Genomic DNA, 15,368 nt, shown 5'->3' on the forward strand with positions numbered 1-15,368 from the left:
GATCTATATTTTTTGAAAATGTACAATAGAAGGCTGTTCTTTTTACGTCAATTGCATTTTTCTTATTTTTTTATTCATATTTGATTTTCAGCTGACCAAAATTATGTATTACAGAAATATGCCAATTATTTTTATGTAAAAAATATATTAATTATGTATTATTTTTTATAAACAAAGTTGCGTATGTCAATAAATAATGATAATATGAAAAAGTATTTGAAATGACAGGTGTGAATTCTTGAGGAAACAAGGCTGCTCACTAATTTCCCTTTCATTTTAAGTACAAGAAATATTAAAGATTTCAGGGGGAAATCCAATGAAAAAAAGAACTCTCGTATCAATGATTACCGGTGCGCTGGTAATCGGTGCTGCCAGCACTACTTTCGCTGCAGCTAATCCTTTCAGTGATGTACCGGCTGACAGCTGGGCATATGACGCTGTATCAAAGCTTGCTTCTGACGGTGTTGTAAACGGCTTCCCAGACGGCACTTACAAAGGCCAGCAGACCATGACCCGTTATGAAATGGCTCAGATCATAGCAAAAGCTATGACCAAGACCGATATTGACAAAGCTGATAAAGCTCTTGTCGATAAACTTGCTGCAGAATTCTCCGAAGAACTCGACAACCTCGGTGTACGTGTTGCCGATCTCGAAAAAAAATCCGACAACGTTAAATGGGGCGGCAGACTCAGATATTACTACCGCGGTGTAAAAGATGATTCTGCTGCTAATAAAGACAGAACAAACGACACCCAGTATGAACTGCGCCTTGAACCAAAAGCCTTTATCGGTGATTCTGGCTGGACTGCCAATGCACGTATCAGATATTATTCCAATGCAGCCTCTGCTAATAATGGCGGCAGCACAAATAATGGTACCAGTGACAAGAGTGATACAAAGATAGACCGCATCTTTGTCGAAGGACCTTTGTTTGGTTCGGATGCAAAACTTGGTAAAGTCGGCACTTACAGTGATAATGTATTCAATACCGGTATGATTATTGATGACAGCATCAGCGGTGCTGAATTCAATTGGACGTTCGGCAAAGATAAATCCAATTACGCAAAAGCTACCATAGGCCGCTATGATTATAATTCCGGTGCTAATGTGGGCGTTTCCAACTATGCTTATGACGGCACAGGTGATTATACATCTTTTGAATTTGGACATAAAGCTAAAGACAAAGGTATCAGTGCTCTTGCCGGATATTATTCTTTAAGAAACATGGATTCCACTTTCTCCAAGTATGCTAAAGCAGATTCTGATAAAACCAATTTCTGGGTTGGCGGCTTAGGTTATAAATTTGACAAAAATATTCAGTTATTTGGACTTTACGCCAAGAGTGATATGGATGAAGCTTCTAATTATTTAGGAGACGATCAAAGCAAAGCTTATGATATTACTTTGAAATACAAAAACGCCGATATCGCTAAAGCAGGTTCATGGGATATCTATGCTGCATACCGTTATCTCGGTCAGTTTGCAACTATTGCTCCTACCTACGATATCAGTGCCCGTGATACTAAAGGCTGGCAGATAGGTACAGATTTTGTATTATCTAAAAATATACTTGCTATGGTTGAATATTACAAGGGCAAGAGATTATCTGCTGACTACAGCGGCAATGATGCTGATTATAATGCTATCTATGGCCGTGTTGACTTCTTCTTCTGATTTTTCTTTCATTCTTATTTAAAGTCAAAGCAGTTGTTTGTTGGTTCTTATCCACTTAATAATGGAAAACCCTGAGCGTGGAGATTTATCTTCACGTTCAGGGTTTTATTTTAGTCTATCAGCATAATTGATCGTTGGTAAATAATTCAGCAAAGAATATAAACAGGAAAATACAAATATCCGTTGAATTTTAATAAAGATAATTTTTTTGTGAAGTATATTTATTGTCTGCTTTAAAACAGTGCATGCAAAATATATTTTAAAAACAAAAAGGCGTCAATGATGCGCAAAGAGAACGTATTATTGATGCTTTTTATATTTATGAGGAGGATCTATTTATGAAGCAAAATTGGAAACGATTAATTGCATGTTTATTTTCATTATTACTTGCCGCTGTGGCATTTACAGGCTGCGGTAATCAATCATCTCAGGATGACAGTTCTCTGAAAGGAAAAAAACTGACAATAGGGATAGGCACTTATGCACCTTTTTCATACCAGGACCAGGATGGCAAACAAATAGGTTATGATGTGGACTTGCTGGATGCACTGAGTAAGAAACTTGAATTTACTTATGATCTGAAAGTCATGGAATATGATCCTATGCTTATCTCCATCCAAAATAAAGAAATAGATATGGCGGCAGGACAGATCAGCATAACAGATGAACGCAAACAGAAAATAGGATTCAGCGATCCGTATTATTATGCTGGGCTGCATGCTGCCGTAAAAAAGGATTCATCTATAAACAGCATGGATGATCTGCATGGGAAAAAAATTGCTGTGGAAAAAGGCACAGCTGCCCATATATACGTAACAAAGAATTATTCAGATTCTGATATTATTGTGTTTCCGCAACAATCAGCCGCATATTTGGAAGTAGAAAAAGGTGCGGCTGATGCAACACTTTATGATATACCAAATGTCTTATATTATTTGCAGACTCATGCGGACAGTACTCTGCGCATAGCAGGAGAAGAAGTCCAAAAAGTGCCATGCGGTCTTGCCTTCCCAAAAGACAGCAAATATATCAGCCAGATAAATCAAGCATTGAAAGAATTGAAAGATGATGGTACTATAGATAAGATACAGGAAAAATGGCTTAGCACAAAATCTTCTTAAACTATCGCAAGAACAGGTGCAGGCTTTTGAATATCTTTCAAGAGTCTGCATTTTCTGAGTCCGCTGTTAATTTTGAGAACGATTTGCTGCCGGCAAAATCGACAAATACTGCTGCAGCCAGGGAATGAACATCGAAAAAAGGAGGGGATGCCTGTGTTTGATTGGAGCAGTGCAATAATTGTTTTTCCCCGCATTGCCGAGGGAATGAAAATCACCATATACATAGCCGTATCAGGTATCGTCATAGGATTTATAATTGGGTTAGTGACCGGTTACATACGTACTACAGAGTACAAACTTTTAAAGAAAATAATGGGGTTTTATGTATGGCTGGTGCGAAGCACACCAATAATCGTGCAGGCTTTATATATATATTTTGTACTGCCGCGATTGCTGGATATTCCTTTTGACCGCAATTTGGCAGGGATTATATGCATCTCCATAAATGCCGGTGCCTACATCTCAGAAATAGTTCGCGGAGCTATACTGAGCGTACCTGTCGGTCAATGGGAAGCGGGCTTCTCCCTGGGCATGAATAGACTGCAAGTAATAACCCATTTGATATTTCCTTTGGCATTTAAAAATATGCTGCCCGCTCTCGGCAACCAATTTATCATAACGGTCAAGGATACTTCCATACTGACAGTTATAGGTGTCGCTGAGATGACATATCAGGCGGGACAATATGCCGCTACATCATTTAATCTTGTAGAGAGCTATACAATATTGGCTTTATTTTATCTGTTCTTGATTTCAGTATTATCCGTTATTTTAAATCTCTTAGAAAAGAAAATGGGAGTTGGGACAAAATGATGGAAGTACGGCACTTAAAAAAGAAGTTTCAGGAAAATACTGTACTTGAAGATATCAATCTTTCATTTAAAAATGAGGATGTGACTTGTATACTTGGTCCTTCCGGAGCCGGAAAAAGCACATTTCTCCGCTGCCTGAATCTATTGGAAAAACCTACTGAAGGGGAGATACTATATGAAGGCAGAAATTTATTGGACAACCAATTTGACATACGACAGCTCCGGGAAGAAGTCGGCATGGTATTCCAACATTTTAATTTATTTCCATTAAAAACAGCAGCCGAAAATATTATGCTTGCTCCCCGTCTTGTCAAAAAGATGGGAAAGAAAGAAGCCCGCAAGTGTGCTGAAACGATGCTCGCTAAAGTTGGTCTGGCTGACAAGGCTGATGCAATGCCTTCGTCACTTTCTGGTGGACAGCAGCAGCGTATAGCAATCGCGCGCGCATTGGCCATGCAGCCTAAAATGATCCTTTTCGATGAACCGACATCCGCACTTGATCCCGAATTAGTCGGTGATGTCCTCTCCGTAATGCGCAACTTGGCAGATGAAGGAATGTCAATGATAATTGTTACACATGAAATGAATTTTGCCAAAGAAGTTGCTGATAGAATTGTTTTCATGGCCGACGGCAGAATTATAGAAGATTCAGCGCCTGGACAATTTTTTTCAGCGCCCAAGACAGAACGGGCAAAAACTTTTCTTTCACGCTTCCTTATTTAATTTGCACCACACAGCTATAGTTTCTTAACGAGAATTTTTTTATTGATCAGAAAAATAGATATAAATTAACCAAACAACCGCTTACCGTAATCTCGAAGCATTTATTTATTGACGCTTCACCAATAGATCTAACATTTTTAAGACTTCTCCCCCATTAAACTGAAACCAATGCCCGGCATACAATTATAAAAAAACACCCATGATATGAAGGAAATTATGCTAAAGTACTTTCATATCATGGGTATTTTTTTTATTTGCTGCATTCAATATACAATGTGCGTAAAAATTTTTTACTATTTACATGTGTCTGTACTATCTGGGGTTTTTCTTCATTTTCCATCTTGCGCATAAGTGTATATATTTCAGCCATTTCAAAGTAGCGCGATGCATAATCATCAAACTTAGGATTTGTACAATCGACAATTCCCAATGAGGCAATATTGACCATTGCCTGAAAAACAGTACGTCGCATTCTCTGCTCGGCAGCCTTTATTTCTTTTTGCGCATCTTTACCATTTTTTTCTTTTACCAATAGAGCAAATATACTTTTCAGAGACGGAAAAGCTTTAGCAGTATCAACCATTTTCTCTTGCAGACACTGAAGCAGCAACAATATTTCATGGCTGCCACTCCCGCTGTCGATCCCAAGATCCTTCATCACCGCACTGCCATGTTCAATTACGGAAAAAGATTTATCCTTCAGCTTCTTGCTTTCATCAGTATCCGGATCATAAACAGTATGAAGACTTGTCCTTATATTATCAACAAAACTTTTCAGGCAGGCATGTTCACTGACAGCGCGTATCACACCGATGATCTCGTTGCGATTTATGGGCTTTGTTATATAGTAATCCACACCAAATGCGTAGGCATCACCCACCATCTCCTTGTTTTCTACCTGAGAAAGCATGATTATTTTCCCATCGAAACCATCTTTTATGTCCTTTACGGTTTGTATACCATCCCGCACCGGCATCAGCATATCTATTATTAATATATCTATTTTTTTCATTTGCAGAAAGTTATTGTCCAGTGCCACGGCAGTATCTGCTATTTCTTCTACTTCTCCCAGCTTATAATCCTCTATAATATCCTGCAACATGGTACAAACTGCCATATCATCATCTATTATCATGAATCTCATAAACTAACGTTCATCCCTCTTCCACTTTTTCCAATGGAATATACAGTATACATTCCACATTGTCAATTCCGTTAGAATTCATTTTTACTATCCCACCAAGATATTCAACATGATTTTTTACATATGATAAACCGACACCCGTCGAAGCATTACCATCGCTGTCATATTTTGTCGTATATCCAGGCTGGAATACAAGATTCAGCCTGTTTGCAGGTATAAAGCTTCCTGTATTTACAATGGAAATACGAAGTCTGTCCTCATCTTTTTTCAAAAAAAGACTGATATTTCCTCTTTTATCAATGGCCTCTACGGCATTTGTCATCATATTGTTTATCATCGAAAGCAGAGTATAAGCATGCAGTTTAGGAATCTCTTTATCCAGATGCATGCAAAACACAATTTCTTTTTCAAGTGTTCGTGCGTATTTTTTATGTAAATTCATTGCCAGTTCCATTATTCTACTTGCCGGCAAGTATTCATCAAGCTTTTTATCCTTATTGTCAGTTATTTGCATCAATCCTGAATAAACTCTCTGATTATCTTTTTTTATATTATGCAAAGTACCCGCCATATTGAGTACTTTTTGCGCTAAAAATTTTTCCTGATCGGTTTTTGCTTTTATTTTCAATTCTTCATAAATTTTATAACATTCGCGAGTAGCATTTTCGGCATTTTTCTGTGATCTGCTTAATTGTATTACTTCATTATAGACATTTGTCACTACCATCAGAATTTTTTCTTTTTCTCTTCGCTCCTGTTTCATACGAATTTCCATGGTATAAATTTGCGCTAAAAAGAAAAAACTTAAAATAAAAAAACATCGCAGTATTGCAATAATAGTTATTTTAAAAATCATGATCAGAGTAGGAAAAGACCACAATACTCCCGATAAAATACAAGTAGCCGAAAGCTCTGCAATACTAGCCGCGACCTCTGCAAAAATTGACCAACGGGCTATTTGCAGTGCTTTATCATACACGCATGCGCGGTCAAATTTGGGAATCAAAAAAAATCCTGCATACACAAAATAATAGAAAAAGGTAGACGCATGAAACCAAACAGCCTGTCCAAAGTATATGCCACCAAGATAAACATCAAGTACCGCCCTGAAAACAACTACAAACGCTCCCATACATATCCCTGTAAGAAGAAGAGACACATTGCGCATGGAAAGAATAAATAAAAGAAATACAGGCGACCCTAGGCTGATCTGGAATTTGGAAAAGATACCAGCAAAAGGATGTATTTTCAATTCCCCCGCAAGCGAAACACAGCCCAGCATAAATAAAAACATGCCCACATCCCGCTTACTGCTTGGATACATAGCAATTCCTCCATATTAATTTCATCGCACTCCCACTATGTATTGTTTATTTTAACATAAAAATTATTTATTTCATATAAGAAAAAAGTTATTAAAATAAATTTTTTCAATAATATAAATTTTTTGTAGATTACTGTCGGATTTTGTAGACCAAATTGTATATATATTATGACGTCATAAATCAATATAAATATTCATTCAAATTTCCTTGATTTTTTCTAAATATCAAGAAAATACCTATCACTTTCAAGCAAAGTGTGTCATCTGCGGCAGATTTCATTATTATCTAGTGTTTATCTGGAAAGGGATTCACAAAAATGGAAAAAGAAAATTCTTTACAAACTACATTCAAAAAAAGCCTTATCTGCGTTATCATAGGCTTGATAATTTGGTTTATCCCCATACCAAATGGTGTCAATCCGCAAGCATGGCATCTTCTGGCAATTTTTGTCGCCACCATTGCTGGTTTTATTCTTCAACCTTTGTCTATTGGTGCTGTCTCCATTATTGCTTGTACCGCTCTTGTTATATTTCATGTATTAAAAGCAGGTGAGGCTCTGGCTGGATTCAGTAATACTATTATATGGCTTATTGTTTCGGCCTTCATGTTTGCCGAAGGTTTTGTCAAAACAGGACTTGGCAACCGCATAGCTTACCAACTTCTCGCCAAGTTTGGTTCCAGTTCGCTACGCGTTGCCTATGTAATGAGCGTTGCTGATTTTATGATTGCGCCCTTCACTCCTTCAAACACGGCTAGAGGCGGCGGTATAATTTTTCCGATAGTAAACAGTATCTGTTCAGCCATCGGCGCCGCCCCGAACAAAGATACAAATCATCGTACAGCGGCATTTTTCATGTTCAGTTCCTACTGCGCGGTTATAACTTCCGCCTGCATATTTCTCACCGGTGCCTCTAACAACGCGCTTGCCGCAACTTTATCAAATACATTATTCGGTGTAACTATCACATGGACAGACTGGTTCATAGCCTGCATCGTTCCCGGTATTATACTGTCAGTACTCACTCCATGGCTGCTATACAAAATAATAAATCCGGAATTGAAATATACACCTGAAACCAAAGAAATGGCTAAAGAAAAATTGACCAAAATGGGCGCTATGTCCAGCGCAGAAAAAACACTCTGCTTGATCTTTATTTCTGCTCTATTTTTATGGGCCACCGGACCGATACATGGCATTGATTCTGCTTTTATAGCCTTGCTTGGTCTAAGTGCTATGTTGGCAGCCCATATTATTGACTGGAACGATGTGCTGAACCAAAAAGGTGCTTGGGATGTTTTGATTTGGATGGGAATATTGGTCAACATGGCAGCATACTTAGCCAAGCTAGGACTTATGAATTATTTTGCCAAGACCGTTGGTGCCAGTCTTGACGGTATATCATGGATAATAACGCTTATTGTACTTTCTGTTGTCTATGTTTATGCTCATTATGGACTGGCAAGCAACAGTGCTCATATAATGGCTTTATTTGGAACATTCGCATCCATACTCATAGTTGCTGGCGCCCCTGCATTAGGTATACTGATAATTTTTGGTGTTTTAGCCAACAGTTGTTCTTTCCTTACACACTATGGGTGCGGTGTCACACCGATATTTTTCGGTGCGAATTATATAAGTCAGGGCAAATGGTGGAAAATAGGTTTTCTTATTTCAACAATTCATATTGTTGTATGGCTGCTTATAGGCTTACCATGGATGAAATTAGTAGGCTTTTTCTAAAATTTTATTAAAAAATATATCAATTTTTTTAAAGATGATATATAATACACGGGAAGAAGTATAATGTATACAATGTTCAATATGCATTAGTCTTTAATATAACTATACTTTTTTTAAATTAATAACTTATTTTAATTTCCAAAGAAAGGTGTACCATAATGAGAAAAGAACATGATTTTTTAGGTGAACTGGACGTACCTGACGATGTATATTACGGAGTTCAAACAATTCGTGCTAAAGAAAATTTCAATATCACAGGACAGACAATAGACTCTGATTTTATTCAGTCCTTTGCCAAGGTCAAAAAAGCTGCCGCTCTAGCCAACATGCTGACAGGACGTTTGGATAAAAAAATTGGTGATGCTTTGATCAAGGCTGCCGATGAGATAATAGCGGGTGAGCTTCTCGATCAGTTTCCCGTCGATCCTATCCAAGGCGGAGCCGGTACCTCTATAAATATGAACACCAACGAAGTTATCGTTAATCGAGCCTTGGAAATAATAGGCGAAAAAAAAGGTCGTTATGATATAATTTCACCAAACAATCATGCCAATATGGCTCAGTCAACAAATGATTCATTTCCTACCGCGATTAAAGTATGTATCAGTCATAAAAGTAAAAAGCTTATTGCCGCTCTGGAATATCTTGCCGGTGAATTGGATAAAAAAGCAGAAGAATACAAGGATATTTTAAAAATGGGACGCACGCATTTACAGGATGCCGTGCCTATTACGCTCGGTCAGGAAATGGGGTCATATGCTTCTTCTGTGCGCCGCGGTATCAGACGTATCAAGACTGCTGTTGATTCTATTCATATAGTAAATATGGGGGCAACTGCCGTAGGTACCGGCCTGAATGCCGAGCCTAAATATATAAAAGCTGTAGCACATACTCTTTCGGAAGTTACCGGAGAAACTTTCAAAACTGCCGACAATCTCATCGATACTACCAACAATACCGACGGCTTTGCTGATGTGTCAGCATCTTTGAAAGTGACTGCCCTTGTACTCATAAAAATGGCCAATGACTTTCGCCTAATGGCTTCCGGCCCGCGCTGCGGTCTTAATGAACTCAAACTGCCGCCGCGCCAGCCTGGTTCATCCATCATGCCCGGAAAAATAAATCCAGTCATAGCAGAAGTGCTTGACCAGACATGTTACCAAGTCGTGGCAAATGATTTAGCCATTTCGCTCGGCGTAGAAAATGGACAGTTTGAGCTTAATGTAATGGAACCAATAATGGCATTTAATTTATTCAACTCAATGAACTATCTGACAAACGCAGTAAATACCTTTGTGGATAAACTTCTCATCGGCCTGCAGCCAAACAGCAAGCAATGCCACAACTGGCTTGATAAAAGTGTAGGTATTGTCACAGCGCTTTTACCGCATATCGGTTATGAAAATTCGGCAATGCTTGCCAAAGAAGCTTATACAACAGGCGATTCTATCCGTGAAATAGTTTTAAAAAAAGGTCTTCTTCCAAAAGAAAAACTGGAACATATTTTATCACCTGAACAGATGACTCACCCGGGAATTGCCGAATAACACAGATATTCCATATAATCAGCGCCATAAAAAACTCCCTGCTGTAAATACCGATGACTTTAAAAACAGATGTCGTCAATAGGTATTATAGCAGGGAGTTCTTTATATTATAGATTATTTGATCAGGTCAAAATATTAATCAAGATTCCCGATACTTTTTATAAATGGAGACTTAATTCAGACGGCGTTTTGACGCCACCTGAATGGTAGTCAAAATTATCCAAGGACTTAGCCGCTCTTTACTCACCGCTTGCAGAAGCGGGAGTATTAGAGCGGGTTAGTCATCGGATAAAAATCAGCCATTTTTTTGTGTCTTCTCACTGGATGATGCATCCAGATACTCGTTTCGCAATTGACCGCATGCCGCATTTATATCAGTTCCCATTTCTTTTCTTATCGTTGCATTGATATGCTGCTTTTGTAAAATGTCCCAAAAGTTTTTTATTTTTTTTGCTGACGGACGGGTAAAACCTCTTTCCACCACCGGATTAATAGGAATAAGATTTACATTTGCCAGCTTATTTTTAAGAAGCCCGGCTAATGACTTTGCCTGCTCAGGACTATCATTGATATCATTAATAAGTATATATTCGTAGGTCACTCTGCGTTTTGTTTTCTCCGCGTAGTCGTCGGCTGCCTTTACAACATCTATCAAGGGATAACGTTTATTTACAGGCATGAGTTCAGAACGCAATTTGTCTTCTGGTGCATGCAGAGAAAGAGAAAGTGTTATCGGCAGGTTTTCCTGCGCCAATTTCTCCATCATTGGTATTATGCCAGATGTAGATACTGTAATATTACGGTAGCCTATATTCATACAATATTTTTCGTGCACCAATCGTATAAATGCCAACACATTTTCATAGTTCAGCAGAGGCTCACCACTGCCCATTATAACTATATTTCCTATGCGCTCATTATTTTTGCTGACCAGTTCCTGACTTTTCATGGCCTGAGCCAGCATTTCACCCTTAGTCATGTTACGATCCAATCCTTTTACCGTTGATGCGCAGAACGAGCAGCCTACACTGCATCCTGCCTGTGAGGAGATACAAATGCTATTGCCATATTTTTGCCGCATCAATACGGTCTCTACTGCTACTTTATCACTAAAGCGAACCAACATTTTATTTGTTCTTCCATCCTCAGACACTTTGTTATCAACGACTTCTCCACTGTCTGCCACAAGTTTTTGACTCAGCTCCTCACGCAAGGACAGTGGTAAATTAGTCATCTCGGCAAAATTGTAAATATTTTTCTGATATAGCCATTCTAAAATCTGTGCGGCCCTGAAGGAGGGCACTTTCATCGGTTTAAGTTTTTCCCTTAACTCATCCAGAGTTAAGCCAAAGATGTTTTCCTGCAATATTTTCGCCTCTTTCCTTTTAGACTATTCTTCTCATACGTGCAATAAAAAATCCATCTGTTTTATCAATATGAGGCAGTAACTGCAGCATATCGCCTCTGCCTCGCAAACGATCAGGCAGAAATTTATCTATAGATTCAAGTTTAAAATCCTTATGCTCCGCCAAAAATTTATTCACGACATCTCCATTTTCCCGTTTAAGTATCGTACAGGTACTGTAAACTATTATTCCGCCCGTTTTGACTGCCTCAGCAGCACTTTCCAATATTTTATACTGCGTCTGCGGCAATTTCTCTATTTCGTCTTTTGTCTTATTCCAGCGTGCATCAACTTTACGCCGCAATACGCCAAAACCGGAACAGGGCACGTCTGCCAGAACTTTGTCCGCCGTTTTACTGTACAGCGCCCCTATATTGCAGGCATCCTCCACATGTATTTCTATATTATCAAGACCAAGCCGTCTTGCGTTGTCTTCTATAAGCTTCAACTTATGTTCATGTATATCATTAGCGATAACTCTGCCTTTATTTTTCATGAGTGCAGCTATATGTGTTGTTTTACCTCCCGGTGCACTGCAAACATCTATAATCAGATCCGTTGGCATGGGAGCCATAACATGCGCCACAAGCATGGAACTTTCATCCTGTACAATAGCCATCCCATTTTCCAGAAAGTCCATTGATGCCAAAGAAGGGTGTTTGGTGCAGATCACAGCATCTGCACACAGGTGCGATCTTTCGCATATGGTGCCCTTCGCTGCCAAATATTCCATCAGCTGTTCGGCTGTCGTCTTCAACGTGTTGCAGCGCAGGGAAAGCGGCGCATCCTGGTTATTGAAGCTGCACAAAGCTTCCGTCTGTTTCATACCAAATTCAGCCGCAAACAAATTTACCAGCCATTCAGGATGCCAATATTTCAAAGCGGTATAGCTTGTCGAATTTCCTGCTTTAGCAAAATCACATCTGCTGCGATCACGATCAATAGAACGCATTACAGCATTGACAAATTTTACCGTTCCTGCATGTCCATATTTTTTAGCAAGCTTGACTGACTCATTGCATGCTGCCGACACCGGAACCTTATCCATATAAATGAGCTGGTATATCCCCATACGCAATATCGTACGTATAACCGGGTGCACTTTACTTACCGGCATTTTTATATATTGTCTCAATATCCATAAAAGGGTATCTCCTGACTTGACTGTTCCATATACAAGCTGTGTGATGAACCGGCGATCCGTATCTTCCAGACTATTATTCTTAAAATATTTGCTAAGAGCAATATTTGCATAAGCTTTATTCTCATATATATCCAGCAGGATCTTCAAAGCAGCTTTTCTGTCATTCATTTATCGTTATTCCTATTCTTTTTTATTATGTATCGTTCTATTGCGACACGCACTTCTTCTAAATCTACTGTAGTATTATAACATGGACCAAAAGGCCGGCTATTAAGGACACCGACAGCGGGCAGAGGATAGACATCCTGAATGCCGCTTGCCAGATCTCTTTCACAGGCTATGGCCAAAATTAATTTTGGATGGGTGCTTTTTACCAGATTTCTTGCCAATGTACCACCCGTCACCACGTGAAAATGGAATCCCATTTCTTCAGCCATCTTAAGCATAGCGCCGATTGTACAGGCACCGCATTTATGGCAGTTATTCACATCATATGTTATTTTATATTTACATGCTGCCAGCTGGAGACAATGTGGTGAAATAACAAGCAGCTCTTCGGCATGTACCTTGATATTGCTGCGCCCGATAAGCCGGTTATTGACATTGATAAATGACCGCTCTATGCTGCGGCGAGAGACACGCAAAAGTTTCCCCCACAAAAGGATCAGCGGAAACAATAGATTCACTGCTTCATATATATATTTATGTCCGAAGCTGAATCTGGACAATGGGGAAATTATAAGAATTATATTCAATAATGTCAGTAATGACAGACAAGAGATTATTATATATACGCCGAAAAAGAAAGACGGCAGATTTGCGGAAACTTCATGCAGTCCGAGATAGCTGATACGCCCTACTATTCCCACCAGCACCAAGAGTGTCGTTATACTTAAAAACATCAATAAAAGCAGCAATGTATTTTTATTTTTTTTCATAATATACTCCGCTGTGAATAAAAATTTACTTCTCCGCCTGCTTATAAAATTGCATACGATAATAACGTGCATAAAGTCCATTCATTTTTATCAATTCATCATGACTGCCACGCTCTATTATACCATGATGACGAATCACAAGAATTTCATCAGCATTTTGAATAGTACTTAACCTATGTGCTACGACAAGAGTCGTACGATTTTTCGAAAGCAGCTCCAATGATTCTTTTATATATCTTTCACTCTCGTTATCGAGCGCACTGGTTGCCTCATCCAGAATCAGGATATTGGGGTTTTTCAGAAAAACTCTGGCTATGGAAATCCGCTGCTTTTGACCGCCTGACAGACGTGTTCCCCGTTCACCGACAAGACTATCATATCTATCAGGCAGTGTCATTATAAAGTCGTGTATATTTGCCTGCTTCGCAGCAGCTGCAATTTCTTCATCAGATGCATCAGGAGCGCCATAAGCTATATTTGATTTAATTGTTCCATTAAACATATACACATCCTGTTGGACAATGCCTATGTTTCTGCGCAGCGATTCCAATGTGATCTCTCTTATATCCTTGCCATCTATGCATATACTTCCCTCCGTCACATCATAAAATCTTGGTAAAAGAGAGCATATGGTAGTTTTTCCTCCTCCGGAGGGTCCAACTAGTGCAACTGTTTTTCCTGCTTTGACATGAAAATCTATGTTTTCCAATACCTGCTGCGTTTTTTCATAATGGAAGGAAACATGATTATAAGATATATCACCTTTTGCTGTACCGATATCCTGTGCGTTTTCACTATTTTTTATAGAAACATCGGTGTCCATTATCTCTACAAAACGACAAAAACCTGTGTAGCCTTTTTGAAATTGTTCTGTAAAATTCACCAGCATATTTATAGGATTGAGGAAAATTCCTATATAAAGAGCGAAAACTGCCAGATCTGTCGGCTGCAATGTCCTCTGAGCAATAAAATACCCTCCTGCTGACAGTACCGCCATATAGCTGAGTCCGACAAATATACCGCCGCCTGCGACAAAACGTCCCATAGCCAGATAGCTTTCCGTTTTCGAATGGAGAAATTCATCATTACTGCGACTGAATTTTGCATGTTCGAGTTTTTCATTGCCGAAAGATTTTACAACTCTTATACCTGCAAGACTATCCTGCAAGGACGAATTGACATCCGCAATTTTTCTTCTGTTATCCAAGAATACAGCCTTCATTTTTCGATTCTGGCTTATACCAAAAAACAGCATCATGCACATTATAAAAAATAATATCATTGTCAGATGGATATTTATCATACCCATTAAAATAAAAGCTCCTGTTATTTCCAGTACGGCTAAAAAAATATTTTCGGGTCCATGATGGGCGAGTTCTGAGATATCAAATAGATCAGATACCAGTTTACTCATCATTATTCCTGTATTATTCTTATCATAATAGGCAAAAGACAGTTCCTGATACTTTTCAAAAAGCCTCCTCCTCATTTCGCTTTCCATCCGTGCCCCCATTATATGTCCCCATGTAGTTATATAATGCTGGCAGTAATAGCGGATGATATACATCACTATCATAATGCAGGCTATCAGCATACAGCTCCTGAATATATCTTTTTCTCCCTGAACGAAAAGAACATGCGTAGAATAATATAGAAGCTGGGGGAATGATAAATCAACGGCGGCCACCCATGTCGCGCATATTAAATCGAAAAAAAATAACCGCTTATGCGGTTTATAAAATTCAATGAAACGTTTGAAAATATCCATAGAATACTCCTAAAACCAAATTTAT

The 15,368-nt window shown here is 38.8% G+C and carries 12 protein-coding genes; 6 read left to right on the forward strand and 6 right to left on the reverse strand.

Going from position 1 to position 15,368, the window contains the following annotated elements; all coding sequences use genetic code 11:
• The first annotated feature begins 316 nt into the window (after nt 1-316).
• The 4 genes from I6758_RS11150 (at nt 317) to I6758_RS11165 (ending at nt 4,331) form a co-directional block, all read left to right on the forward strand.
• Nucleotides 317-1,675 carry a putative porin gene (locus I6758_RS11150; RefSeq protein WP_196605346.1) on the forward strand — a complete coding sequence of 453 codons (1,359 nt, stop codon included), beginning with the start codon at nt 317-319 and terminating at the stop codon, nt 1,673-1,675.
• Nucleotides 1,676-2,013: 338 nt separating this feature from the next.
• A complete protein-coding gene (locus I6758_RS11155; RefSeq protein WP_196605347.1) occupies nt 2,014-2,796 on the forward strand; it encodes a transporter substrate-binding domain-containing protein in 783 nt (260 codons plus the stop codon).
• 153 nt (nt 2,797-2,949) lie between these two features.
• Nucleotides 2,950-3,609 carry an amino acid ABC transporter permease gene (locus I6758_RS11160; protein WP_307222552.1) on the forward strand — a complete coding sequence of 220 codons (660 nt, stop codon included), beginning with the start codon at nt 2,950-2,952 and terminating at the stop codon, nt 3,607-3,609.
• Nucleotides 3,606-4,331, forward strand: coding sequence for an amino acid ABC transporter ATP-binding protein (locus I6758_RS11165; protein ID WP_196605349.1), 726 nt, complete (start codon nt 3,606-3,608; stop codon nt 4,329-4,331). Before I6758_RS11160 ends, I6758_RS11165 begins: the two co-directional genes overlap by 4 nt.
• A gap of 250 nt (nt 4,332-4,581) precedes the next feature.
• Here the strand turns inward: I6758_RS11165 and I6758_RS11170 are convergent, their stop codons facing one another.
• Nucleotides 4,582-5,475: a DNA-binding domain-containing protein gene (locus I6758_RS11170; RefSeq protein WP_196605350.1), complete on the reverse strand. Its 894-nt coding sequence runs from the start codon at nt 5,473-5,475 to the stop codon at nt 4,582-4,584.
• Nucleotides 5,476-5,485: 10 nt separating this feature from the next.
• Entirely contained in the window at nt 5,486-6,799 is a 1,314-nt protein-coding gene (locus I6758_RS11175) for a sensor histidine kinase (protein ID WP_196605351.1), read from the reverse strand.
• A 317-nt stretch (nt 6,800-7,116) separates the two neighbouring features.
• Between I6758_RS11175 and I6758_RS11180 the strand changes: the two genes are divergently transcribed.
• Nucleotides 7,117-8,541: a DASS family sodium-coupled anion symporter gene (locus I6758_RS11180; protein ID WP_196605352.1), complete on the forward strand. Its 1,425-nt coding sequence runs from the start codon at nt 7,117-7,119 to the stop codon at nt 8,539-8,541.
• A 158-nt stretch (nt 8,542-8,699) separates the two neighbouring features.
• Nucleotides 8,700-10,088: an aspartate ammonia-lyase gene (locus I6758_RS11185; protein WP_196605353.1), complete on the forward strand. Its 1,389-nt coding sequence runs from the start codon at nt 8,700-8,702 to the stop codon at nt 10,086-10,088.
• Nucleotides 10,089-10,383: 295 nt separating this feature from the next.
• On the opposite strand, the gene rlmN is transcribed toward I6758_RS11185, so the two are convergent.
• The 4 genes from rlmN to I6758_RS11205 are packed head-to-tail and all read right to left on the reverse strand — an operon-like array spanning nt 10,384 to nt 15,343.
• Complete coding sequence (gene rlmN / locus I6758_RS11190) at nt 10,384-11,454, reverse strand: 23S rRNA (adenine(2503)-C(2))-methyltransferase RlmN (protein WP_196605354.1); 1,071 nt, start codon at nt 11,452-11,454, stop codon at nt 10,384-10,386.
• A gap of 19 nt (nt 11,455-11,473) precedes the next feature.
• On the reverse strand, nt 11,474-12,805 hold the full coding sequence (gene rsmB, locus I6758_RS11195; RefSeq protein ID WP_196605355.1) for a 16S rRNA (cytosine(967)-C(5))-methyltransferase RsmB: 1,332 nt from the start codon (nt 12,803-12,805) through the stop codon (nt 11,474-11,476).
• The gene (locus I6758_RS11200) at nt 12,802-13,575 is read right to left on the reverse strand and encodes a DUF116 domain-containing protein (protein WP_196605356.1); all 774 of its coding nucleotides are present in this window, start codon (nt 13,573-13,575) and stop codon (nt 12,802-12,804) included. Before I6758_RS11200 ends, rsmB begins: the two co-directional genes overlap by 4 nt.
• A 25-nt stretch (nt 13,576-13,600) precedes the next feature.
• Complete coding sequence (locus I6758_RS11205) at nt 13,601-15,343, reverse strand: ABC transporter ATP-binding protein (RefSeq protein WP_196605357.1); 1,743 nt, start codon at nt 15,341-15,343, stop codon at nt 13,601-13,603.
• Between the last annotated feature and the right edge of the window lie 25 nt (nt 15,344-15,368).

Source organism: Pectinatus haikarae, from assembly GCF_015732185.1.
In the GTDB taxonomy this organism is placed as follows: domain Bacteria; phylum Bacillota; class Negativicutes; order Selenomonadales; family Selenomonadaceae; genus Pectinatus; species Pectinatus haikarae.

Bases quoted from the DNA above. Each gene is read 5' to 3' on its own strand.
- I6758_RS11180 (WP_196605352.1), top strand. From the start codon at position 7,117: ATGGAAAAAGAAAATTCTTTACAAACTACATTCAAAAAAAGCCTTATC.
- I6758_RS11175 (WP_196605351.1), bottom strand. From the start codon at position 6,799: ATGTATCCAAGCAGTAAGCGGGATGTGGGCATGTTTTTATTTATGCTG.
- I6758_RS11170 (WP_196605350.1), bottom strand. From the start codon at position 5,475: ATGAGATTCATGATAATAGATGATGATATGGCAGTTTGTACCATGTTG.
- I6758_RS11185 (WP_196605353.1), top strand. From the start codon at position 8,700: ATGAGAAAAGAACATGATTTTTTAGGTGAACTGGACGTACCTGACGAT.
- I6758_RS11155 (WP_196605347.1), top strand. From the start codon at position 2,014: ATGAAGCAAAATTGGAAACGATTAATTGCATGTTTATTTTCATTATTA.
- I6758_RS11200 (WP_196605356.1), bottom strand. From the start codon at position 13,575: ATGAAAAAAAATAAAAATACATTGCTGCTTTTATTGATGTTTTTAAGT.
- I6758_RS11165 (WP_196605349.1), top strand. From the start codon at position 3,606: ATGATGGAAGTACGGCACTTAAAAAAGAAGTTTCAGGAAAATACTGTA.
- rsmB (WP_196605355.1), bottom strand. From the start codon at position 12,805: ATGAATGACAGAAAAGCTGCTTTGAAGATCCTGCTGGATATATATGAG.
- I6758_RS11150 (WP_196605346.1), top strand. From the start codon at position 317: ATGAAAAAAAGAACTCTCGTATCAATGATTACCGGTGCGCTGGTAATC.
- I6758_RS11205 (WP_196605357.1), bottom strand. From the start codon at position 15,343: ATGGATATTTTCAAACGTTTCATTGAATTTTATAAACCGCATAAGCGG.